Raw genomic sequence first — 22,875 nt, forward strand, 5'->3', positions numbered from 1 at the left:
CGCCATGCGGGCGGCGCGACGCCGCCTTACAATATCGGCTTACCCAGAGGCGCTCAACATGTCGTTTTCCCGAAGCGCAGCCGATGCGGCTGACACCCTCCCCGACCTCGCCGCGACGCTCGGCGCGCCGGCCGCCGGCGCGTTCGTCACGCTCGGCGACGCGTTTCATACGCGATTGCCGGCCGCGCCGCTGCCCGCGCCGTACGTCGTCGGCTTTTCCGATGAAGTCGCGCGGCTGCTCGCGCTGCCTGCCTCGGCCGCGGCGCGAGCGGATTTCGCCGAGCTGTTCGCCGGCAATCCGACGCGCGACTGGCCCGCGAGCGCGCTGCCGTATGCGTCCGTGTATTCCGGCCACCAGTTCGGCGTGTGGGCCGGCCAGCTCGGCGACGGACGCGCGCTGACGATCGGCGAACTGCCCGGCACCGACGGCCGGCGCTACGAACTGCAGCTCAAGGGCGGCGGCCGCACGCCGTACTCGCGGATGGGCGACGGCCGCGCAGTGCTGCGTTCGTCGATCCGCGAATTCCTGTGTTCGGAAGCGATGCATCACCTCGGCATTCCGACCACGCGCGCGCTCACGGTGATCGGCTCCGACCAGCCGGTCGTACGCGAGGAGATCGAGACGTCGGCAGTGGTCACGCGGGTGTCGGAGAGTTTCGTGCGCTTCGGCCACTTCGAGCACTTCTTCTCGAACGACCGCCCCGATCTGCTGCGCCAGCTTGCCGATCACGTGATCGAGCGCTTCTATCCGGGCTGCCGCGATGCAGACGATCCGTATCTCGCGCTGCTCGAAGCCGCGACGCTGCGCACGGCGGAGCTCGTCGCACAGTGGCAGGCGGTCGGCTTCTGCCACGGCGTGATGAACACCGACAACATGTCGATCCTCGGCCTGACGATCGACTACGGCCCGTTCGGCTTCATCGACGCGTTCGACGCGAACCACATCTGCAACCACTCCGACACGAGCGGCCGTTACGCATACCGGATGCAGCCGCGCATTGCGCACTGGAACTGCTACTGTCTCGCGCAGGCGCTGCTGCCGCTGATCGGGCTGCAGCACGGGATCGCCGACGACGATGCGCGCGCCGAGCGCGCGGTCGAAGACGCCCAGACCGTGCTCGCGAAATTTCCGGAGCGCTTCGGCCCTGCACTCGAACGCGCGATGCGCGGGAAGCTCGGCCTCGAGCTCGAACGCGACAACGACGCGGAACTCGCGAACAAGCTGCTCGAGACGATGCACGCAAGCCGCGCGGATTTCACGCTGACGTTCCGCCGGCTCGCGCAGATCTCGAAGCACGACGCGAGCCGCGATGCGCCCGTTCGCGACCTGTTCATCGACCGCGATGCGTTCGACGCATGGGCGAACCTCTACCGCGCGCGGCTGTCCGACGAGACGCGCGACGACGCGGCCCGCGCGGCCGCGATGAATCGCGTGAACCCGAAATACGTGCTGCGCAACCATCTCGCCGAAGTCGCGATCCGGCGCGCGAAGGAGAAGGATTTTTCCGAGGTCGAGCGGCTCGCGCAGGTGCTGCGCCGGCCGTTCGACGAACAACCGGAACATGAAGCGTATGCGGCATTGCCGCCCGACTGGGCCGGGTCGCTCGAAGTGAGCTGCTCGTCGTGACACCACGACTCGTCCGACCCGACCGACCGATCAGGAGAACCCTCACATGTCACACGATTCCGACGACAAAACCTACCCGTATCAGAAAGACGACGCCGAACTTCGCCGGCGCCTCACGCCGATGCAGTACGAGGTCACGCAGCATGCGGCGACCGAGCGTGCGTTCACCGGCGAATACACCGACACCGAAGATCCGGGCATCTACAAATGCGTGGTCTGCAGCACGCCGCTGTTCGAGTCGGGCGCGAAGTTCCATTCGGGCTGCGGCTGGCCCAGCTACTTCAAGCCGCTGAACGGCGAGGTGATCGACGAGAAGATCGACCGCTCGCACGGGATGGTGCGTGTCGAAGTCCGCTGCAACCATTGCGGCGCACACCTCGGTCACGTGTTCGAGGACGGCCCGCGCGACAAGACCGGTTTGCGGTACTGCATCAATTCGGCTGCGTTAAACTTCGAGTCCCGACCCGAAAACGAATGAGCGGCGCCGGACGGATCGGTCGGGCAGCGTTGCCGGCTGCCCCGATCCCGGACGGTGACGCCTGGCGGGTCCCCACAACGGTGAAAGGCCGCGCGATGCGGCCTTTCACGCAGCTGCGAGCGCCATGAAATTCCTGTTCGATCTGTTTCCGATCATCCTGTTTTTTGCCGCCTTCAAGGTCTGGGGCATCTTCACCGCCACCGCGGTCGCGATCGTCGCGACGCTGGCCCAGGTCGCATGGGTCGCCTTCCGGCACCGGAAAGTCGACACGATGCTGTGGGTCAGCCTTGGCGTGATCGTCGTGTTCGGCGGCGCCACCCTCGTCCTGCATGACGAGAAATTCATTCAATGGAAACCGACTGTGCTGTACTGGCTGTTTGCGATCGGGCTGCTCGCCGCGCGCTATGCGTTCGGGAACAACCTGATCGAGAAGATGATGGGCAAGCAGCTCACGCTGCCGCACCCCGTGTGGGACAAGCTGAACGTCGCATGGGCGCTGTTCTTCGCGGTGCTCGGCGTCGCGAACCTGTACGTGGTGCACAACTTCACCGAATCTCAGTGGGTGAACTTCAAGCTGTTCGGCACGACGGGCGCGATGGTCGTGTTCATCATCCTGCAGAGCCTGTGGCTCACGAAGTACCTGAAGGACGAATGACATGGCCGACGTCTTTTTGAACGCCTCGCCGGACGAGCGCATCGCACTGATCGAAGCGCGCCTCACCGCGTCGCTCGCGCCGCTGTCGCTCGCGGTGCGCGACGACAGCGCGCAGCACGCCGGTCACGCCGGCGCCGCCGCCGGCGGCCATTACACGGTGACCATCGTGTCGGCCGCCTTCGCTGGCAAGCCACGCGTCGCACGCCACCGGCTGGTGTATGATGCGCTCGCTGATGCGATGCAGCGCGGCATTCACGCGCTCGCGATCGTGGCGTACACGCCCGAAGAATTCAACGAATCTTCAATCTAGTCTCAACAGGAATTCCCGATGATCCTGAAATCTCCCCGCCTGTGGGTCGCGGCGGCTGCTTTTGCAGCGGCACCGGCATTTGCCCAGAACATCGCCGTCGTCAACGGCACGCCGATTCCGAAGTCGCGCGCCGACGCGATGGTTGCGCAGCTCGTCCAGCAAGGACAGACCGACAGCCCGCAGCTTCAGCAGGCCGTGCGCCAGGAACTCGTGAACCGCGAAATCCTGATGCAGGAAGCGATCCGCGAAGGCATCCCGAACCGTCCGGACGTGAAGGCACAGGTCGCCGTCGCGCAGCAGACGGTCGTGCTGCGCTCGATGATCGAGAGCTTCCTGAAGAAGAACCAGCCGACCGACGCCGAAGTGAAGGCGCGCTACGACGATCTCGTCAAAGGCGCCGGCGGCAATCGCGAGTATCACCTGCACCACATCCTCGTCGAAAGCGAGCAACAGGCGAAGGACCTGATCGCGAAGATCAAGGGCGGCGCCAAGTTCGAGGATCTGGCGAAGCAGTACTCGAAGGATCCGGGCTCGGGCAAGAACGGCGGCGACCTCGACTGGTCGGACCCGAAGGCGTACGTGCCGGAATTCGCGGCGGCCGCCCAGAAACTGCAGAAAGGCCAGATGACCGATGCGCCGGTGAAGACGCAGTTCGGCTGGCACATCATCCGCGTCGACGACATCCGCGACATCGCACCGCCGCCGTTCGACCAGGTGAAGGCGCAGATCGCGCAGCAAATCGTGCAGCAGAAGCTGCAGGCGTTCGAGGAAGGGCTGCGTCAGCAGGCGAAGATCCAGTAACGCCGGCGAAGCTCGCCCGCGCAAAGGCCGCTCCGTGTGAGCGGCCTTTTTGTTTTTCGTACCGGCTCGCGTATGGAGCGACTCGCACGGGGCGACGAGCACGACCGACTTGCGGGCATGCGGCACGTCGACGCATCGGTCGGGAAACGAAAAAAGCCGCTCGACGCGGCTTTTGTGAACGGTGACACGGCAAGCGGATTGGCGCTGCGGCCCGCTACACCCGATGAAACACGTCGTGGTAACGAACCGCGCCCGACGGCTGCGGCGCGGTTTCATCGAATGCAAGCGCTTGGAAATACGCGCGCGCCGCGCCCGTGAATACGAGATCGCCGGACGGCACGAAACCGAAACGCGTGTAGTACGACGGCTCGCCGAGCACGACGCAGCCGCGTGCACCGAGCCGCCGCAACGCGTCGAGCCCCGTGCGCACGAGCCCCGCACCGACACTCTGCCGCCGGCATTCGGGCCGCACCGCGAGCGGCGCGAGCCCGTACCAGCCGTGACTGCCGGCCGGCTCGCCGCCGATCGACACTGGCGAGAACGCAACGTGGCCGATCACGCGCTCATCGCGCTCCGCGACGAGCGACACGCTCAGCGCGCCGTCCGCGCGCAGCGTGTCGACGATCTGCCGCTCGAGTTGGCCCTGCTGCGGCGCGTCCGCGAACGCGGCAACGATCACGCGACCGATCGCATCGACGTCGCTCGCGCGCTCGTCGCGCAGCGTGACGATGTCGACCGGCGCGTGCGGATCGAACATTAGCCGATCCAGCGGCGTGCGTTGCGGAATACGCGCATCCACGGGCTCGCGTCATCCCAGCCTTCCGGATGCCAGCTCATCGTGACCGTGCGGTGCACGCGCTCCATGTGCGGCATCAGCACCGAGAAGCGCCCGTCGGCCGTCGTGACCGACGTGATGCCGGCCGGCGAGCCGTTCGGGTTGAACGGATAGCGTTCGGTCGCTTCGCCACGGTGGTCGACATAACGCATCGCGACCGCAACGCGCTCGATGTCGCCCTGCTGCGAGAAGTCCGCATAGCCTTCGCCGTGCGCGACGGCAACCGGAATCCGCGAGCCTTCCATCCCGGCGAAGAAGATCGACGGCGACTTCTCGACTTCGACGAACGAGAAGCGCGCTTCGAATTGCTCGGACTTGTTGCGCGTGAACTTCGGCCACGCTTCGGCGCCCGGGATCATCGACGCGAGGCTCGACAGCATCTGGCAGCCGTTGCAGATGCCGAGCGCGAACGTGTCGGGGCGCGCGAAGAACGCGGAGAACATGTCGGCGAGGTTCGCGTTGAAGCGGATCGTCTTCGCCCAGCCTTCGCCGGCGCCCAGCACGTCGCCGTACGAGAAGCCGCCGCACGCGACCGCGCCCGCAAAATCGGCGAGCGTCGCACGGCCCGCGAGCAGGTCGCTCATGTGCACGTCGTGCGCGTCGAAGCCCGCGCGGTCGAACGCGTAGGCCGTTTCGAGGTGCGAATTCACGCCCTGCTCACGCAGGATCGCGACGCGCGGGCGCGCGCCCGTCGCGATGAACGGCGCGGCGACATCGTCGGCCGGGTCGAAGGTCAGCACCGGCGAAATGCCCGGGTCGGCCGCGTCGAGCAGCGTGTCGTATTCGGCGTCCGCGCAGGCCGGGTTGTCGCGCAGGCGCGCGATGCGCCAGCTGACTTCGCTCCACGCGCGATGGAGTTCGACGCGCGGCGCATCGAACACCTTCTTCGCATCGCGATACACCTCGATCATGTCGCGATCGTTGACCGTGCCGATTACGTGCGAGCACGCCGACAGGCCGAATTCGCGCAGCGCGGCGAGCACCGCGTCGCGGTCGGCCGCGCGCACCTGCACGACGGCGCCGAGTTCTTCGGAGAACAGCGCGCGCAGCGTGCGATCCTCACGGCGGCCGCTCGTCTGCTTTGCCCAGTCTTTTGCGTCGCCGTAGTCGGATTCGTGGTTCGGGTCGAGCGTCAGCATGTCGACGTTGAGCGACACGCCTGCATGGCCCGCGAATGCCATCTCGCACACCGTCGCCCACAGGCCGCCGTCCGAGCGGTCGTGGTACGCAAGCAGCTTGCCCTGCGCGTTCAGCGACTGGATCGCGTTGAAGAACCGCTTCAGGTCTTCCGGGTCGTCGACGTCCGGCGTCTCGTCGCCAACCTGTTGCGTGACCTGCGCGAAGATGCTGCCGCCCATCCGGTTCTTGCCGCGGCCGAGATCGATCGCGATCAGCACGCTGTCGCCCGCGTCGGCGATGCGGCGCAGTTGCGGCGTCAGATGGCGGCGCACGTCGTCGACCGGCGCGAACGCGGAGATGATCAGCGACACCGGCGACACCACTTCCTTCGCGACGCCCTGCTCGTCCCATTTGGTCTTCATCGACAGCGAATCCTTGCCGACCGGGATGCCGATTCCGAGCGCCGGGCACAGCTCCATGCCGATCGCCTTGACCGTGTCGAACAGCGCGGCATCCTCGCCGGCCGTGCCGCACGCAGCCATCCAGTTCGCCGACAGCTTCAGCTTGTCGAGCGACGCGATCGGCGCGCTCGCGATATTCGTGATCGCCTCGCCGACGGCCATGCGGCCCGACGCCGGTGCGTCGATTACAGCGAGCGGCGTGCGCTCGGCCATCGTCATCGCCTCGCCCTTGAAGCCCGCGTAGTCGAGCGCGGTCACCGCGCAGTCGGCCACCGGCACCTGCCACGGGCCGACCATCTGGTCGCGAACCGACGTGCCGCCGACCGAACGGTCGCCGATCGTGATCAGGAACGACTTGCTGCCGACCGTCGGATGCTTCAGCACGTCGACCGCGACTTCCGACAGCGCGATGCCCGTCACGTCGACAGGCGCGCGCTCGACCGCGACGCGCGTGACGTCGCGGTGCATGCGCGGCGGCTTGCCGAGCAGCACTTCCATCGGCATGTCGACCGGGAATTCATCCGCGCCCGTCGCTTCGTCGTCGACGAGGCGCAACTGGCGTTCGTCGGTCGCGACACCCACCACCGCGAACGGGCAGCGCTCGCGCGCGCAGATCGCTTCGAAACGCGGCAGGTCGGCCGGCGCGATCGCCAGCACGTAGCGCTCCTGCGCCTCGTTCGACCAGATCTCGCGCGGCGACAGGCCCGATTCCTCGAGCGCGACCTTGCGCAATTCGAAGCGCGCGCCCTTGCCCGCGCCGTCGACGATCTCGGGGAACGCGTTCGACAGGCCGCCCGCGCCGACGTCGTGAATGCTCAGGATCGGGTTTTCCGCGCCGAGCTGCCAGCAGCCGTTGATCACTTCCTGCGCGCGCCGCTCGATTTCCGGGTTGCCGCGCTGCACCGAGTCGAAGTCGAGTTCGGCCGTGTTGGCGCCGGTCGCCATCGAGCTCGCCGCGCCGCCGCCCATGCCGATGCGCATGCCGGGGCCGCCGATCTGGATCAGCAGCGAACCCGCCGGCACGTCATGCTTGTGCGTGTGTTGATCCGCGATGTTGCCGAGGCCGCCCGCGATCATGATCGGCTTGTGATAGCCGCGCACCTGGCCGCCGACGTTCTGCTCGTACACGCGGAAGTAGCCGCCGAGGTTCGGCCGGCCGAATTCGTTGTTGAACGCGGCGCCGCCCAGCGGGCCGTCGATCATGATCTGCAGCGGCGACGCGATGCGGTCCGGGCGGCCGTACGGGCCGTGCTGCTCGTTCGGGTTGCGCTCGGCGATCGGCTGCGCGGCGTCGCGGTCGTTTTCCCACGGCTGGCGGGCATCCGGCAAGTCGAGGTTCGACACCGTGAAGCCGGTGAGGCCGGCTTTCGGACGCGCACCGCGGCCCGTCGCGCCTTCGTCGCGGATTTCACCGCCCGCGCCGGTCGCCGCGCCGGGGAACGGCGAGATCGCGGTCGGGTGGTTATGCGTCTCGACCTTCATCAGCGTGTGCGTGAGCTCGGTGTGGCGGCCGTAGCGCTGGCCGGGCTCGCCCGCCGCGCCCGCGTTGCGCGGGAACCAGCGCTCGGCTTCGGCGCCCATCATGATCGACGAGTTGTCCGAATACGCGACGATCGTGCCCTGGGGGCTCACCTTCTCGGTGTTGCGAATCATCGCGAACAGCGACATGTCCTGCTCCTGCCCGTCGATCGTCCACTGCGCGTTGAAGATCTTGTGGCGGCAATGCTCGCTGTTCGCCTGCGCAAACATCATCAGCTCGACGTCGGTCGGGTTGCGTTCGAGCTTGCGGAACGCGTCGACCAGATAGTCGATCTCGTCGTCGGCGAGTGCGAGGCCGAGCTCGACGTTCGCCTGCTCGAGCGCGGCGCGGCCGACACCCAGCACGTCGACGGTCGACAACGGCTTGGCCGGCAGTTCGTCGAACAGGTGCTTCGCATCGTCGCGCGCGGCGACCACGCTCTCGGTCATCCGGTCATGCAGCGCGGCGGCAACCGCTGCGCGCGCGTCGTCGGACAGCGCCTTCTTGCCGCCGAGCAGGCCCGACTTCAGCGTGACCGTGAATTCGATGCCGCGCTCGATACGGCGCACCTGCGTGAGGCCGCAGTGCTGCGCGATGTCGGTCGCCTTGCTCGCCCACGGCGAGACCGTGCCGAAACGCGGCAGTACGACGAAGGTCTCGGCCGTTCCCTTTTCGGCCGCCGGCTCGAACGGCGCGCCATAGTGCATCAGCGCGTCGATGCGGGCGTTGTCGTCAGCCGACAGCGGCTCGGCCGCATTGACGAAGTGCAGGAACTGGCCGCGCACCGCGACGATGTTGGCGTCGATTTGCCTGAGCGTGTCGAGCAGGCGGGTTTGACGGAAATCGGAGAGGGCCGAAGCGCCGGGAAAACACGAGAAGTGAGCCATGGGCTGGACTGACGTCGATGAGTCGCGCGAGGTGGCGACGTGGGGCGAAAGGAAGGCCGTAATTATACCCGGAAGTCGGTCGTCCCAGACCGGTCGATCCGCACCCGTCGCGCACCGCGACGGTGCAGCGCGCCGGCCGCGCGACGCCGCTCCGGGAAACCGCCGCCCGGGCCGGCACGCGCGGCGATCGCAGCCCATGGCCGCACGACGGCGCGACCGGCGTGGGTGCGCGACGCCGGCCGGCGCGATTTTGGCGCTATCATTCGCGGTTCACCGGGCCAGCGGCCCGTCAGCGAATTCTCACCGGGCGGCGCACGCCGCCCGTCATCGAAGCAATCCATGGATGTCATCGTCATCGGCGGCGGAATCAGCGGCGTCGCCACCGCCTACCAGCTGCGCGCGGCCGGCCATCGCGTGTGCGTGGTCGAACGCCACGCAACCGTCGCGCAGGGCGCAACCTACGGCGACGGCGGCATGCTGCTCCCGAGCCCGCTCGACGTCTGGTTCGGCCCGACCTTCATGCGCGGGCGCCAGCCGCGCGACACCGGCATCGTCTACAAGCCCGGCTTCAACGGCGGCGTGCGCCGCTTCGTCAAGCAGCTCGCCACGCTGCGCGAGCCCGACGCCTTCGCCGCGCAGTACGCGCGGCTGCGCCCGTTGATCGATGCGTCGCGCGACACCCTCGCCGACATCGAGGCGCGCTTCGGGCTCGAATTCGAGCAGAAGCCCGGCATCCTGCACGTCGTGCGCGAGCCGCGCGACTGGGATGCACTGCAGCCGGCGCTCGACCTGTTGCGCACGCTCGACCAGCCGTACCGCGTGCTCACCGCCGACGAATGCGCGGCGCTGGAACCGTCGGTGCCGGCCGAGCCCGGCTTCGCCGGCGGCGTGCTGCTCGACGCCGAACGCACCGGCAACGGCCCGTTGTTCGCGAAGCTGGTCAGACAGGCGCTCGACGAGCACGGCGTGCAGTTCCGTTTCGGCGCGGACGTCGCCGCGATTCGCGTCGACCACGGCCGCGTGGCGGTCGAACTCGCGCCGGCCGGCGGCGGCCGGCACACGGCGAAGGCACACGAAGTCGACGTGATTGCGGCCGATGCGATCGTGGTCGCGGCAGGCGCAGGCAGCCTGCCGCTGCTCGAGCGGCTCGGCTGGCAGCTGCCGCTGCATCCGGTGCGCGTCCATACGCTGACCGCGCCCGTTGCGTACGAAGAACATGCACCGCACCTGAGCGTCGTCGATTCGATCAAGCGGATCTCGATCACGCGGAGCCACCAGCGGCTGCGTATCGGGGGCGCCGCCGTGCTGCAGAGCGCAGCCGACACCGCGAAGCCCCTGCCCGAGCACCTATCCGAGACCACGCTCGCGCTGCTGAGCCAGGCCGTGCACGACTGGGTGCCGGGCGCCGCGCGGATCTCCGCCGCGCTGTCGTGGCAGGGCACGCAGCTGCTGTCGCCGGACGGCCTGCCGGTCGTCGGTCCGACCCCGCATCCGCGCGTGTTCGTCAATTTCGGCCATGGTCCGGCGGGTTGGGGGCTCGCATGCGGCTCTGCTAGAGTGGTGACCGATTACGTCGGCGGCGACACGCAGCAGTGGCCCGCCGATACGCTGGCCGCACTGAGCGCCGCGCGCTTCGCGACCTGACCGCCGCGGGCGCTTGCCGGGGCGGCCCCCTCTTCCCGCCGCCATGATCCCGCGATGACGAACACCCGCCCGCTTCCCGACTCCACCGCTCCGCTGCCGCTGCTGCGCGTCGCCGACCTGCGGGCGGCCGAAGCCGCCGCAGCCGCCGGACTGCCGCCGCACACGCTGATGGGCCGCGCAGGCGCGGCGGCCGCGCGCTGGCTGTCCGAGCGTGTGGCCGGCGACGACCGCGCGGTGTGGTTCGCGGTCGGCCCCGGCAACAATGGCGGCGATGCGCTGGTGGCCGCGGTGCAGCTGCAGCAGCTCGGCGTAGCCACGCAGGCGTGGATGCCGGTGCCGGTCAAGCCCGACGATGCGCAATGGGCGCTCGAACTCGCGCGCACCGCCGGCGTACCGCTGTCGGCCGAGCCGCCCGCGTCGCTCGACGATTACGCGTGGGTCGTAGACGGCCTGTTCGGCATCGGCCTGGGCCGCCCGCTCGACGGCCCGTTTGCCGAGCAGGCCGCGCGCATCGCCGCGCACACGCGCGGCGGCGGCCGCGTGCTCGCGCTCGACGTGCCGAGCGGGCTGGACAGCGATACGGGCCGGGTCGTCGGCGCGGGCATTGCGGTCGCGGCCACGCACACGCTCACCTTCATCGGCGCGAAACCGGGCCTGTACACCGGCGACGGCCGCGACCTCGCCGGCCACATCGACATCGCGACGCTCGACGTTGCGCCGCCCGCCGCGCCTGCGGTCGTGCTGAACGCGCCCGCACTGTTCGCCGCGGCGCTGCCCGCGCGTGCGTTCGCGTCGCACAAGGGCACGTTCGGCAGCCTCGCCGTGCTCGGCGGCGACACCGGCATGTGCGGCGCGCCGATTCTCGCCGCGCGCGCGGCGCTGTTTGCGGGTGCCGGCAAGGTGCATGTCGGTTGTCTCGGCTCCGGCGCGCCGCCGTACGATCCGCCGTTTCCCGAACTGATGCTGCATCCGGCCGGCAGTCTGACGCTCGATGCGATGTCCGCGATCGCCGCCGGCTGCGGCCTCGGCACGCGCGACGCCGCCGCGGCGCTCGTGCGCGACGTGCTTGCGCACGACATCGCGACGCTGCTCGATGCCGATGCGCTGAATCTCGTCGCCACGCACGCCGACCTCGCGGCAGCGGTCGCCACGCGCGGCGCGCGCGGCCATGCGTGCGTGCTGACGCCGCATCCGCTCGAGGCCGCACGCCTTCTCGGCTGCGACACCGCGGCGATACAGCACGATCGCCTGGCCGCTGCACGCTCGCTCGCCACGCGCTACGCGAGCATCGTCGTGCTGAAGGGTTCGGGCACGGTGATTGCGGCGCCCGACGGGCGCCTGACGATCAATCCGACCGGCAATGCCGCGCTCGCGACCGGCGGCACCGGCGACGTGCTCGGCGGCCTGATCGGCGCGTTGCTCGCGCAGCGCGTGGCCCCGTACGAAGCAGCGCTCGCGGGCGTCTACCTGCACGGCCTCGCGGCCGACACGCTGACCGCGAAAGGCACGGGGCCGGTCGGCCTCACCGCGGGCGAACTCGCGCCGATGGTGCGCACGCTGGTCAATCGCCTTTTTTACCCGTCGCGGCGCGCCGACATATAACGCCGCTATACTGAGTGCCCCGCCGCACGGCGGGCCCGCTCGTCCGCCGGCTTTACGCTCCCGATGCGCCGGCGCGGCATTCCTCCCGATTCACGCTTCACTCGAACCGCCATGACGCTGAATTCGCTCCCCGCCTGGACTGCCCTTCAATCCCACTTCGAACAAATCCGCCATGCGCGGCTGCGCGACTGGTTCGCGCCGGAAAACGACCGCGCGCCGACCCGCGCCGAACGCTTCACGATTCCGGGCGGCGGCCTCGCGGCCGATTTCTCGAAGAACCGCATCAACGACGACACGCTGCGCCTGCTCGTGCAACTGGCCCGCGAAGCGGGCGTCGAAGCGCGCCGCGACGCGATGTTCGCCGGCGAGATCGTGAACCCGACCGAAGGCCGCGCAGCGCTGCATACCGCACTGCGCGCGACCGACCCGCACGCGCCGTTCCATGCGCAGGTCAGCGCGGAGCGCGCGAAGATGGCGACCTTCGCGCGCGCCGTGCGCAGCGGCGTGTGGACCGGTTACACCGGCAAGCGCATCCGCCACGTGATCAACATCGGTATCGGCGGCTCGGATCTCGGACCGAAGATGGTTACGCACGCGCTGCACCACGTCGCGACGCCGGAGATCTCGACGCACTTCGTGTCGAACGTCGACGGCGCCGATCTCGCGCGCGTGCTCGAGCAGGTCGATCCGGAGGAAACGCTCGCGATCATCGTGTCGAAAACCTTCACGACGCTCGAGACGATGACGAACGCACGCTCGCTGCGCGACTGGTTCGTCGCGCGCGGTTGCCCGGAGGATGCGCTCGCGAAGCACTTCGTCGGCGTGTCGGCGAATCCGGCCGAAGTCGTGAAGTTCGGCATCGCGGCCGACAACGTGTTCGAAATGTGGGACTGGGTCGGCGGCCGCTATTCGCTGTGGTCGGCGGTCGGCCTGTCGATCATGATCGCGATCGGGCCCGAGCAATTCGACGAACTGCTCGCCGGCGCGAACGACATGGACCGCCATTTCCGCGAAGCGCCGCTCGAGCGCAACCTGCCGGTGCTGCTCGGCCTGATCGGCATCTGGTATCGCAACTTCTTCGGCTCGCAGAGCTACCTCGTCGCGCCGTATTCGGAAGCGCTTCACTACCTGCCGTCCTACCTGCAGCAGCTCGAGATGGAAAGCAACGGCAAGTCCGCGCGGCTCGACGGTTCGTTCGTCGACTACCCGACGTCGGCGGTCACGTGGGGCGAGCCGGGCACCAACGGCCAGCACGCGTTTTTCCAGATGCTGCACCAGGGCCCGACGATCGTGCCGATCGACTTCATCGCGGTGCTGACGCCCGAACATCCGCTCGCCAGCCATCATCCGAAGCTGCTGGCGAATTGCTTCGCGCAGAGCGAAGCGCTGATGCTCGGCCGCACGCTGGAAGAAGCACGGGAGGTCGCCGGCCCCGGCAAGGAAGCGCTCGCGCCGCATCTGACGTTCCCCGGCAACCGCCCGACGACGACGCTGCTGGTAGACGCGCTGACGCCGCGCGCGCTCGGCGCGCTGATCGCGCTCTACGAACACAAGGTGCTGGTACAGGCCACGGTGTGGGACATCAATCCGTTCGACCAGTGGGGCGTCGAGCTCGGCAAGATTCTCGGCAAGGTCGTGGAAGCGGACCTGTCGGCCGAGTCGGTCGATCCGGCGAAGCACGATTCGTCGACGACCGCGCTGATCGAGCGCGCCCGCGCGGCGCTCAAGCGCTGACGCGACGGCGTCATGCGAACACCGGCCGCACGAGGCAATCTGCCCTTCCGTGCCGTGCGGCCGGCACGAAAACCCCGTGACTGCTACACCGCGTGCGGCGCAACGATGCGTCCGGCATCGATCGTGATCGTCGTCGCGCAGCGCCGCGCGAGTTCGGTGTCGTGCGTGACAAGCACAAGCGTCGCGCCGTGCGTGCGGTTCAATTCGAACATCAGGTCGATGACAGCATGACCGGTTGCCGCGTCGAGGCTGCCGGTCGGTTCGTCGGCAAACAAAATCGCCGGATGCGTGACGAACGCGCGCGCGAGCGCAACGCGCTGCTGCTCGCCGCCCGAGAGCAGCTTCGGATAATGTGCGGTGCGTTCGCCGAGCCCGACCTGCACGAGCAGCGCCCTCGCGCGATCGGCCGCTTCGCGCGCACTGATGCCGCCTTGCAGTTCGAGCGGCAGCATCACGTTCTCGAGTGCCGTCAGGTGCGGCATCAACTGGAACGACTGAAACACGAACCCGACCGCTCCGTTGCGCAGCGCCGCGCGCTCGTCCTCATCGAGCTGGTCGAGCGCGCGGCCGAGCAAGCGAACCGTGCCGCTCGTCGCGCTGTCCAATCCCGCAAGCAGGCCGAGCAGCGTCGATTTGCCGGACCCCGATGCCCCGACGATCGCGAGGCTGCTGCCCGCGCGTACGACAAACGAGATGCCGTCGAGGATCGTCAGCGCGCCCGTTGCATCGGCAACCTGCTTGCATACGTCATGGACTTCGATGATCGGATCGGTAATCTTGAACATGGACACGACATTCCGCTGGAAAAGACGCGCGGCGCTGGCCGCATTGCTTGGCACCGCGCTCGCAGCAACCATGCCTGCGCGCGCCGCGACCGCGGCATCGGGTCAGCCCGCGCTCGTCGTGCTCGGCGACAGCCTGTCGGCCGAATACGGACTGCCGCGCGACACCGGCTGGGTTGCGCTGCTGCGGCAGCGGCTCGCGGCCGAGCGAATCGATTATAGCGTCGCGAACGCGAGCGTCAGCGGCGACACCACGAGCGGCGGCCGTGCGCGGCTGCCTGCGGTGCTGCAGCGGCTCAAGCCGTCGATCGTCGTCGTCGAGCTCGGTTCGAACGATGCGTTGCGCGGCGTACCGCTTGCGACGACCGAGCAGAACCTGCGCGACATCATCGCCGACGCGCGCAACGCACACGCGAAGGTCGTGCTGGTCGGCATGTACGTGCCGCCGAACTACGGGCCCGACTATACGCAGAAATTCCACGCGGTCTATACGAGATTGTCGAAGGAGCTGGGCGTCCCGCTCGTGCCGTTCCTGCTGGCCGGCATCGAAAACAAGCCGGAAATGTTCCAGCCGGATCAGATGCATCCCGCGCAACAGGCACAGCACATCCTCCTCGACAACGTCTGGCCCGCGCTGAAACCGCTGCTCGGCAAGCCGCGCGGTTGAGCCGCACGCGTGGCGCCCCCCTGAAAGCAGAAAGCCCCGCGTCGAGCGAGGCTTTCTATCGTTGCGCGCGAAACCGGAAGCGGTGCCGTGCTTAGCTGCCGCCGTCCTGCGACTGGCTCTGCGTGGTGCCGTACAGCTTCACCTTCGAGCGGTCGCGCAGTGCGGCGAGATACGCTTCGCCTTCGCTTTGCGCTTCGACCTGCGCCATCTGCTGCTGCGCGGCCGCAAGTTGCTGCGGATCGACGGCCGTACCCGCGATCACCGCGTTCACGCGATAGATCGCATAGCCGTCTGCGCCGAGGTCGACGCCGACGTATGCCGGCAGCGTTTTCGCGTCAACCTTGTAGACGGCGCTCAGCGCAGCCGGCGTCAGTCCTTGCGATTGCGTGCGCGATACCTTCTGGACGGCCGCGAAGCCGTCGGTCGACTTCGATTTTTGCAGTTCGGCCAGCTTCGCCGCGCCGTCCTTCTTCGCGAGTGCGGCGGCCTGCTCGGCGACGACCTTCTGACGCACCGCGTCCTTGATCGCATCCAGTGCCGGCACGGCGGCCGGCTTGTAATCGGTCACGCGCGCGGAGATCAGCGTGTTGTTGCCCACGTCGATCGCTTGCGTGTTGTTCTGGTTCTTCACCGAGTCGCTCGCGAACACCGCAGCGAGGAATTTCGGATTGTTCAGCGGGCTCGTCGGCGGCAGTTGCGGATTCGGCGTCGGCGTGACGGTGGCCGTCTGGATCGTCAGCTTGTACTTGTCCGCCGCCGGCTGCAGCGACTTCGCCTTTTCATACACGGTCGACGTAAAGCCTTCCGCATTGTCCGAGAACGCCTTCGCCGCGTATTGCTGCTTCAGTTGCGCCGCGATCTGGTCCTTCACGTCCGCGAACGGCTTGACCACCGACGGCTTCACTTCCGTGGCCTTCAGGATGTGGAAGCCGAGATCCGACTGTACGACACCGCTCACGTCGCCCTGCTTCAGCGCGAATGCCGCACCGTCGAACGCCTTGCCGCCTGCCGTCGAGCCGCGCGTGATGAAGCCGAGATCGCCGCCCTTCGCTGCCGACGGCGCGTCCTGCGAGTTCTTCTGTGCAATCTGCGCGAACTGGTCCGGGTGAGCCTTCACGTCAGCCAGCAGCTGCTCGGCCTTCGCCTTTGCCGCGGCCTTGTCGGCGGCGCTGGCGTCGCTGGCTGCCGCGATGAAGATGTGGCTGATGCGCACCTGTGCTTCCGAACGGAAGTGCGTCGGGTTGTCGTCGTAGAACTTCTTGATGTCGGCATCGGTCGGCTGCGCGCTCGCAGCGGCAGCGGCCGGCGAATAGACGAGATACTGGATCGTTGCCGTTTCCGGCGTCGCGAAGCTCTGCTTGTGCGCGTCATAGTATGCGGCGAGCTGCGCGTCGGTCGGCTGCACTTTCGCCGCGTAGTCGCTCGCCTTCAGCACGAGCGCCTGCACTTCGCGCTGCTGCGCGGCGAGTGCCGACAGACGTTCGGCCGGACCCTTCGGCGTGAAAGCGCTCGAGACGATGCTCGCCGGGATCTGCTGCAGTGCGAGGCTGTAACGCACGCGCTCCTGGTACTGCTCGGGCGTCATCCCCTGGAACGACAGCAGCTGCGCATAGCGTTCGACGTCGATCGAGCCGTCGGGCTTCTTCAACGACGCGATCATCGGGTCGCTCATCAGCGCGTCGCGCACCGCATTGTCGGACGCAGTGAGGTGCAGGCGTTGCGTCTCGTCGGCCAGCACGCGTTGCTGGATCAGGCCGTCGAGCACTTGCTTGCGATGCTCGGGCGTATCGAACATCTTGATGTCGAACTGCCCACCGAGCGCCTGGCGCGCCTGGTCGATCTGCTGACGGAACGCGCCGTCGAATTCGACCCGCGTGATCTTGTGCCCGTTGACCGCCGCGACGTTCGCGCTGTCGTCGAAGAAACCGCGGAAACCTTGGATCCCGACGAAACCCAGCCCCGGCAACACGATCAGGAGCAGGAGCGCCATCATCAGGCGCTGGTGATTACGGAAGAAATCGAGCATGCGTGACGGGAAAATTGGACAAAACGACCGATATTACAACATACGGGATGGGACGGGAAAAAACGCGGTACGCAACGGACGACGCAAATGAAAAAGCCCGCGTAACGCGGGCTTTTTCATTTTCTGGCGGAGCGGACGGGACTCGCCTACATCCCGCAGGCCGCGGTTGCGCGTGCACGCGCAACCCTTCGAGTCCCGCCGGAAGCCGCGCAGGCGGCTTCCTCCGCTCCGCGGTCACGCGCACGCAAGCGTGCGCCTCCGACGATACAAATGAAAAAGCCCGCTCAAGGCGGGCTTCTTCATTTTCTGGCGGAGCGGACGGGACTCGCCTACATCCCGCAGGCCGCGGTTGCGCGTGCACGCGCAACCCTTCGAGTCCCGCCGGAAGCCGCGCAGGCGGCTTCCTCCGCTCCGCGGTCACGCGCACGCAAGCGTGCGCCTCCGACGATACAAATGAAAAAGCCCGCACGAGGCGGGCTTCTTCATTTTCTGGCGGAGCGGACGGGACTCGAACCCGCGACCCCCGGCGTGACAGGCCGGTATTCTAACCGACTGAACTACCGCTCCTTGGTCTGGCTGAATCGTGAAACTGGTGGGTGCTGAGGGGTTCGAACCCCCGACCTACGCCTTGTAAGGGCGCCGCTCTACCAGCTGAGCTAAGCACCCGTTTCCGATTCGTTCTGGCTGCGATCTGCGTTTCGGCATCAACAACCAGCGAGCCCGCAAGTTTAATTCATCCCCGATCAATTTGCCAAGCCCGCACGCAAATTTTTTTATGCACCGACGAACACGCGAGAACACCGAACGTCGATGCACATAAAAAAAACCCGCGGCACGCACCGCGGGTTTTCGTCAACGACCGTCAACGACGGCGTTCAGGCTCTCAGTGTTTGACCACTTCGGTCGAGCCGGCATCCTTCGCCGCATCGCCAACCGGTGCCGCAGCCTTCGCCTCTTCTTCCGGCGGCAGCGGCGTCGGCGTACGTTCGAGCGCGAGCTCGAGAACCTTGTCGATCCAGCGGACCGGCACGATCTCGATCGCGTTCTTCACGTTGTCCGGAATGTCCGCGAGATCCTTCACGTTCTCTTCCGGGATCAGCACGAGCTTGATGCCGCCGCGATGCGCAGCCAGCAGCTTTTCCTTCAGCCCGCCGATCGGCAACACTTCGCCACGCAGCGTGATCTCGCCGGTCATCGCGACATCGGCACGCACGGGAATGCCCGTCAGCACCGACACCAGCGCGGTCGTCATCGCACCACCGGCGGACGGACCGTCCTTCGGCGTCGCACCTTCCGGCACGTGGATGTGGATGTCCTGCTTCTCGAACGCTTCGTCCTTGATGCCAAGACGCCGCGAACGCGAGCGCACGACCGAACGCGCAGCCTCTACCGACTCCTTCATCACGTCGCCGAGCGAACCCGTGCGAATCACGTTGCCCTTGCCCGGCATCACCGCGGCTTCGATCGTCAACAGGTCGCCGCCGACTTCCGTCCATGCAAGGCCCGTCACTTGCCCGACCTGGTTCTCCTTCGCCGCAAGACCGAAATCGTACTTGCGCACGCCGAGGAACGTATCGAGGTTCTCGCCGTCGACCTTGATCGCGCCCGATGCCTTCTTCAGCAGCAGCATCTTCACGACCTTGCGGCAGATCTTCGACACTTCCCGCTCGAGCGAACGCACACCGGCTTCGCGCGTGTAGTAACGGATGATGTCGCGGATCGCCTGCTCGGTGACCTCGATCTCGCCGTCCTTCAGGCCGTTGTTCTTCTTCTGCTTCGGCAGCAGGTAACGCTGCGCGATGCTGACCTTCTCGTCTTCCGTATAGCCCGACAGACGAATCACTTCCATCCGGTCGAGCAGCGGCGGCGGGATGTTCAGCGAGTTCGACGTCGCGACGAACATCACGTCCGACAGGTCGAAGTCGACTTCGATGTAGTGGTCGGCGAACGTGTGGTTCTGTTCCGGATCGAGCACTTCGAGCAGCGCCGACGACGGATCGCCGCGGAAATCCATGCCCATCTTGTCGACTTCGTCGAGCAGGAAGAGCGGATTGCGCACACCAACCTTCGCGAGGCTCTGCAGGATCTTGCCCGGCATCGAACCGATGTACGTACGGCGGTGACCGCGGATCTCGGCTTCGTCACGCACGCCGCCGAGCGCCATCCGCACGAACTTGCGGTTCGTCGCGCGCGCGATCGACTGGCCGAGCGACGTCTTGCCGACGCCCGGAGGCCCGACGAGGCACAGGATCGGCGCCTTGACCTTGTCCACGCGCTGTTGCACCGCGAGGTATTCGAGAATGCGTTCCTTCACCTTCTCGAGGCCGAAGTGATCCTCGTCGAGCACCTGTTCGGCGTTCGACAGATCATTGTTGACCTTGCTCTTCTTGCGCCACGGCAGGCCGATCAGCGTGTCGATGTAGTTGCGCACGACGGTCGCTTCCGCCGACATCGGCGACATCAGCTTCAGCTTCTTCAGCTCGGCATCGGCCTTCTTCTTCGCTTCCTTCGGCATGCGCGCGGCGTTGATGCGCTTCTCGAGTTCCTCGAGATCCGCACCTTCCTCGCCTTCGCCCAGTTCCTTCTGGATCGCCTTGACCTGTTCGTTCAGGTAGTACTCGCGCTGGCTCTTTTCCATCTGGCGCTTCACGCGCCCGCGGATGCGCTTTTCGACCTGCAGGATGTCGATCTCGGCTTCGAGCTGCGCGAGCAGGTGCTCGAGGCGCTCGATGACCGGGAACATCTCGAGGATGTGCTGCTTCTGGTCGAGCTTCAGCGGCAGACGCTCGGCGATCATGTCGGCGAGGCGGCCTGCTTCGTCGATACCCGACAGCGACGTGAGAATCTCCGGCGGGATCTTCTTGTTCAGCTTCACGTACTGGTCGAACTGCGACACGATCGCACGGCGCAGCGCTTCGGTTTCAGCGCTGTCGGCATGGTCGGGTTCGAGCGGCATCACTTCGCAGGAGAACTGCGTCTCCTGTTCTTCGATCGACAACGCCTTCGCACGCTGCAGCCCCTCGACCAGCACCTTCACGGTGCCGTCCGGCAGCTTCAGCATCTGCAGAATGTTGGCGATACAACCGACCTCGTACATGTCCTTTTCGGTCGGTTCGTCCTTGGCCGCGGTTTTCTGGGCGACGAGCATGATGTGCTTGCCGCCTTCCATCGCTGCTTCGAGGGCCTTGATCGATTTCGGCCGGCCCACGAAGAGCGGAATCACCATGTGCGGGAAAACGACGACGTCCCGCAGCGGCAGCAGCGGGAGCGTAATGCGTTCCGGCGGGAGAAGTTGGGTGCCTGACATTTCATTTCCCCATGAGTGGAATCAATTGTTCGGTAATTGAGGCCGCCACAACGAATTGCAAGCCTTCAAGTGCGGGAAATATTCGGTAAGAAAGTAACCACCGCGTGTCGAGTCAGAGTTACCCACAAGATAAACGAAAAAAAGCCGCCCACGGACTCATGAACGGCCTTTTTCGCAGAACATCGTCGGCAAGCCGGTCAGTTCGAACCCGCCACCTTCGGCGTGTCCTCGTAGATCAACAACGGTTTGCCGTCGCCATCGATGACGTTCTCGTCGATGATGACCTTGCTGACCCCTTTCATCGTCGGCAGTTCGTACATCACGTCGAGCAACGCCTGTTCGATGATCGAACGCAAACCGCGCGCGCCGGTCTTGCGGCGGATCGCCTTGCGTGCGACTGCCTGCAGCGCGCCCGGCCGGATTTCCAGCTCGACGCGCTCCATCGCGAACAGCTTGTGATATTGCTTGACGAGCGCATTCTTCGGCTCGACGAGGATCTTCATCAGCGCGGCTTCATCGAGCTTGCCGAGCGTCGCGACCACCGGCAGGCGGCCGATCAATTCGGGGATCAGACCGAATTTGATCAGGTCTTCCGGTTCCGTTTCGCGCAGCACTTCGCCCGCGTCGCGCTCCTGCTTGCTCTTGACCGTCGCGCCGAAGCCGATGCCCGTCTTTTCCGTACGATCGGTGATTACTTTCTCGAGGCCGTCGAACGCGCCGCCGCAGATGAACAGGATGTTGGTCGTGTCGACCTGGATGAAGTCCTGGTTCGGGTGCTTGCGGCCGCCCTGCGGCGGCACCGACGCCATCGTGCCTTCGACGAGCTTCAGCAGCGCCTGCTGGACGCCCTCGCCCGACACGTCGCGCGTGATCGACGGGTTGTCGGACTTGCGGCTGATCTTGTCGATTTCGTCGATGTAGACGATCCCGCGCTGGGCCTTGTCGACCTCGTAGTTGCAGTTCTGCAACAGCTTCTGGATGATGTTCTCGACGTCTTCGCCGACATAGCCGGCTTCGGTCAGCGTCGTCGCGTCGGCGATCACGAACGGCACGTTGAGCAACCGCGCGAGCGTCTGCGCGAGCAGCGTCTTGCCGGAGCCCGTCGGGCCGATCAGCAGGATGTTGCTCTTCGACAGCTCGACGTCGTCCTTCTTGTCGAGATGCTTCAGGCGCTTGTAGTGGTTGTACACGGCCACCGCGAGGATTTTCTTCGCGCGCTCCTGGCCGATCACGTACTGATCGAGGATGTCGCGAATTTCCTGCGGGCTCGGCAGATCGGACCGGGACAGGCTGGCCTCGACGCCGGCGGCAGCCGCCTCGTCGCGAATGATCTCGTTGCAGAGATCGATGCACTCATCGCAGATGAACACCGACGGGCCTGCGATGAGTTTCTTCACCTCATGCTGGCTCTTCCCGCAAAACGAGCAATACAACAGCTTCTCGCTGTTCGAACCTTTTTTGTCCGCCATGAATGTAGAGCCTCCGGACAGGTAAATGACATGATACGCCGATTGCTCCGAACGCCGCGCCTAGGGCGCGACCGGAGCCGGCTGGATGCGCTTGCCGCAGATGCTCAGGGCACTCGGGACATTGCCGGGGCACCGCGCAAATCGGGGCGGCACCCCACTTAAGCTCACGGGCGCTTCAGCAGCACCTGGTCGATCAGCCCGTACGCCTTCGCGTCCTCGCTCGACATGAAGTTATCACGGTCGGTGTCGCGCGCGATGCGCTCGACGTCCTGGCCCGTGTGCTGCGCGAGCAGGTTGTTCAACCGTTCCTTCAGGTAAAGGATTTCGCGCGCCTGGATCTCGATGTCGGACGCCTGGCCGCGTGCGCCGCCGAGCGGCTGGTGAATCATCACGCGCGAGTTCGGCAGAGCAAAACGCTTGCCTTTCGCGCCCGATGCGAGCAGGAACGCGCCCATGCTGGCCGCGAGACCCATGCAGAGCGTCGACACATCCGGCTTGATGAACTGCATCGTGTCGTAAATCGCCATGCCCGCCGACACCGAGCCGCCAGGGCTGTTGATGTAGAGGCTGATGTCCTTGTCGGGATTCTCGCTCTCGAGGAACAGCAATTGCGCGACCACGAGATTGGCGGTCTGGTCGTTCACTTCGCCGACCATGAACACCAGGCGCTCCTTCAGGAGACGCGAATAGATATCGTACGAACGCTCGCCGCGGCCGCTCGTTTCGACGACGATCGGCACCAGCCCCAGCGCTTGCGCCTCGAAACCCTGCGGCGCGTTCGAAGCAAGCATGTCCAGCAATTCAGCGCGAGTGATCATTCAATGAACCTTGTTCGAATGGAAAATTGAACGGAGGGAAGCCGCCCGCTCAATCGCCATATTAATGGCAACCGTGCGCTTGACGTAAAAACGGCGTGCGGGCCGTCGCTCCGACAGCCGGCACGCCGCTAGAG

The 22,875-nt window shown here is 66.4% G+C and carries 16 protein-coding genes and 2 tRNA genes; 9 read left to right on the plus strand and 9 right to left on the minus strand.

Translation table 11 applies throughout. The annotated features are described in order from the left end of the window. Positions 1 to 58: 58 nt before the first annotated feature. The 5 genes from WK25_RS09280 to WK25_RS09300 all read left to right on the plus strand — a co-directional run bounded on the left by WK25_RS09280 (position 59) and on the right by WK25_RS09300 (position 3,871). Positions 59 to 1,627, plus strand: coding sequence for a protein adenylyltransferase SelO (locus tag WK25_RS09280; protein ID WP_069241480.1), 1,569 nt, complete (start codon positions 59 to 61; stop codon positions 1,625 to 1,627). Positions 1,628 to 1,673: 46 nt separating this feature from the next. Next, a complete protein-coding gene (gene msrB, locus WK25_RS09285; RefSeq protein ID WP_040144369.1) occupies positions 1,674 to 2,105 on the plus strand; it encodes a peptide-methionine (R)-S-oxide reductase MsrB in 432 nt (143 codons plus the stop codon). Between the two features lie 124 nt (positions 2,106 to 2,229). Continuing rightward, entirely contained in the window at positions 2,230 to 2,760 is a 531-nt protein-coding gene (locus tag WK25_RS09290; RefSeq protein ID WP_011352350.1) for a septation protein A, read from the plus strand. Position 2,761: 1 nt separating this feature from the next. After that, positions 2,762 to 3,070 (plus strand): BolA family protein, encoded by a 309-nt coding sequence (locus WK25_RS09295; protein WP_069241481.1) that lies wholly within the window; start codon positions 2,762 to 2,764, stop codon positions 3,068 to 3,070. A gap of 18 nt (positions 3,071 to 3,088) precedes the next feature. Then, positions 3,089 to 3,871 (plus strand): peptidylprolyl isomerase, encoded by a 783-nt coding sequence (locus tag WK25_RS09300; protein WP_059547654.1) that lies wholly within the window; start codon positions 3,089 to 3,091, stop codon positions 3,869 to 3,871. A gap of 214 nt (positions 3,872 to 4,085) precedes the next feature. Here the strand turns inward: WK25_RS09300 and WK25_RS09305 are convergent, their stop codons facing one another. Both WK25_RS09305 and purL read right to left on the minus strand, forming a co-directional pair. Continuing rightward, on the minus strand, positions 4,086 to 4,628 hold the full coding sequence (locus WK25_RS09305; protein ID WP_040144372.1) for a GNAT family N-acetyltransferase: 543 nt from the start codon (positions 4,626 to 4,628) through the stop codon (positions 4,086 to 4,088). Beyond that, the gene (gene purL / locus WK25_RS09310) at positions 4,628 to 8,692 is read right to left on the minus strand and encodes a phosphoribosylformylglycinamidine synthase (protein ID WP_069241482.1); all 4,065 of its coding nucleotides are present in this window, start codon (positions 8,690 to 8,692) and stop codon (positions 4,628 to 4,630) included. The genes WK25_RS09305 and purL overlap by 1 nt, the downstream gene beginning before the upstream one ends. A 339-nt stretch (positions 8,693 to 9,031) precedes the next feature. On the opposite strand from purL, the gene WK25_RS09315 reads away from it, so the two are divergent. From WK25_RS09315 to pgi, 3 genes are all read left to right on the plus strand, one after another. Next, on the plus strand, positions 9,032 to 10,336 hold the full coding sequence (locus tag WK25_RS09315; RefSeq protein ID WP_069241483.1) for an FAD-dependent oxidoreductase: 1,305 nt from the start codon (positions 9,032 to 9,034) through the stop codon (positions 10,334 to 10,336). A 54-nt stretch (positions 10,337 to 10,390) separates the two neighbouring features. Then, positions 10,391 to 11,938: an NAD(P)H-hydrate dehydratase gene (locus WK25_RS09320; protein ID WP_069241484.1), complete on the plus strand. Its 1,548-nt coding sequence runs from the start codon at positions 10,391 to 10,393 to the stop codon at positions 11,936 to 11,938. Positions 11,939 to 12,049: 111 nt separating this feature from the next. Next, the gene (gene pgi, locus WK25_RS09325) at positions 12,050 to 13,672 is read left to right on the plus strand and encodes a glucose-6-phosphate isomerase (RefSeq protein WP_059547663.1); all 1,623 of its coding nucleotides are present in this window, start codon (positions 12,050 to 12,052) and stop codon (positions 13,670 to 13,672) included. Positions 13,673 to 13,755: 83 nt separating this feature from the next. Here pgi and WK25_RS09330 read toward each other — a convergent pair whose 3' ends face one another. Further along, entirely contained in the window at positions 13,756 to 14,457 is a 702-nt protein-coding gene (locus tag WK25_RS09330; protein WP_069241485.1) for an ABC transporter ATP-binding protein, read from the minus strand. Between WK25_RS09330 and WK25_RS09335 the strand changes: the two genes are divergently transcribed. Then, on the plus strand, positions 14,456 to 15,121 hold the full coding sequence (locus WK25_RS09335; protein WP_040144378.1) for an arylesterase: 666 nt from the start codon (positions 14,456 to 14,458) through the stop codon (positions 15,119 to 15,121). The two genes, WK25_RS09330 and WK25_RS09335, sit on opposite strands and share 2 nt — an antisense overlap. A gap of 91 nt (positions 15,122 to 15,212) precedes the next feature. Here WK25_RS09335 and WK25_RS09340 read toward each other — a convergent pair whose 3' ends face one another. The 6 genes from WK25_RS09340 to clpP all read right to left on the minus strand — a co-directional run bounded on the left by WK25_RS09340 (position 15,213) and on the right by clpP (position 22,741). Then, positions 15,213 to 17,147, minus strand: a complete 1,935-nt coding sequence (locus WK25_RS09340) for a SurA N-terminal domain-containing protein (protein ID WP_069241486.1) — start codon at positions 17,145 to 17,147, stop codon at positions 15,213 to 15,215. Between the two features lie 490 nt (positions 17,148 to 17,637). After that, a tRNA-Asp gene (locus tag WK25_RS09345) sits at positions 17,638 to 17,714 on the minus strand. Positions 17,715 to 17,737: 23 nt separating this feature from the next. Beyond that, positions 17,738 to 17,813: transfer RNA gene (locus tag WK25_RS09350), tRNA-Val, on the minus strand. 217 nt (positions 17,814 to 18,030) lie between these two features. Beyond that, a complete protein-coding gene (gene lon, locus WK25_RS09355; RefSeq protein ID WP_040144380.1) occupies positions 18,031 to 20,454 on the minus strand; it encodes an endopeptidase La in 2,424 nt (807 codons plus the stop codon). Positions 20,455 to 20,651: 197 nt separating this feature from the next. After that, positions 20,652 to 21,923: an ATP-dependent Clp protease ATP-binding subunit ClpX gene (gene clpX / locus WK25_RS09360; protein WP_006489345.1), complete on the minus strand. Its 1,272-nt coding sequence runs from the start codon at positions 21,921 to 21,923 to the stop codon at positions 20,652 to 20,654. Positions 21,924 to 22,087: 164 nt separating this feature from the next. After that, positions 22,088 to 22,741, minus strand: a complete 654-nt coding sequence (gene clpP / locus WK25_RS09365; RefSeq protein ID WP_006496351.1) for an ATP-dependent Clp endopeptidase proteolytic subunit ClpP — start codon at positions 22,739 to 22,741, stop codon at positions 22,088 to 22,090. Positions 22,742 to 22,875: the final 134 nt, after the last annotated feature.

The sequence above is a fragment of the Burkholderia latens genome (genome assembly GCF_001718795.1).
GTDB lineage: Bacteria > Pseudomonadota > Gammaproteobacteria > Burkholderiales > Burkholderiaceae > Burkholderia > Burkholderia latens_A.

Bases quoted from the DNA above. Each gene is read 5' to 3' on its own strand.
- WK25_RS09305 (WP_040144372.1), bottom strand. From the start codon at position 4,628: ATGTTCGATCCGCACGCGCCGGTCGACATCGTCACGCTGCGCGACGAG.
- WK25_RS09315 (WP_069241483.1), top strand. From the start codon at position 9,032: ATGGATGTCATCGTCATCGGCGGCGGAATCAGCGGCGTCGCCACCGCC.
- WK25_RS09295 (WP_069241481.1), top strand. From the start codon at position 2,762: ATGGCCGACGTCTTTTTGAACGCCTCGCCGGACGAGCGCATCGCACTG.
- msrB (WP_040144369.1), top strand. From the start codon at position 1,674: ATGTCACACGATTCCGACGACAAAACCTACCCGTATCAGAAAGACGAC.
- lon (WP_040144380.1), bottom strand. From the start codon at position 20,454: ATGTCAGGCACCCAACTTCTCCCGCCGGAACGCATTACGCTCCCGCTG.
- WK25_RS09300 (WP_059547654.1), top strand. From the start codon at position 3,089: ATGATCCTGAAATCTCCCCGCCTGTGGGTCGCGGCGGCTGCTTTTGCA.
- WK25_RS09280 (WP_069241480.1), top strand. From the start codon at position 59: ATGTCGTTTTCCCGAAGCGCAGCCGATGCGGCTGACACCCTCCCCGAC.
- WK25_RS09335 (WP_040144378.1), top strand. From the start codon at position 14,456: ATGGACACGACATTCCGCTGGAAAAGACGCGCGGCGCTGGCCGCATTG.
- purL (WP_069241482.1), bottom strand. From the start codon at position 8,692: ATGGCTCACTTCTCGTGTTTTCCCGGCGCTTCGGCCCTCTCCGATTTC.
- WK25_RS09290 (WP_011352350.1), top strand. From the start codon at position 2,230: ATGAAATTCCTGTTCGATCTGTTTCCGATCATCCTGTTTTTTGCCGCC.
- WK25_RS09320 (WP_069241484.1), top strand. From the start codon at position 10,391: ATGACGAACACCCGCCCGCTTCCCGACTCCACCGCTCCGCTGCCGCTG.
- clpX (WP_006489345.1), bottom strand. From the start codon at position 21,923: ATGGCGGACAAAAAAGGTTCGAACAGCGAGAAGCTGTTGTATTGCTCG.
- WK25_RS09330 (WP_069241485.1), bottom strand. From the start codon at position 14,457: ATGTTCAAGATTACCGATCCGATCATCGAAGTCCATGACGTATGCAAG.
- WK25_RS09340 (WP_069241486.1), bottom strand. From the start codon at position 17,147: ATGCTCGATTTCTTCCGTAATCACCAGCGCCTGATGATGGCGCTCCTG.
- clpP (WP_006496351.1), bottom strand. From the start codon at position 22,741: ATGATCACTCGCGCTGAATTGCTGGACATGCTTGCTTCGAACGCGCCG.
- pgi (WP_059547663.1), top strand. From the start codon at position 12,050: ATGACGCTGAATTCGCTCCCCGCCTGGACTGCCCTTCAATCCCACTTC.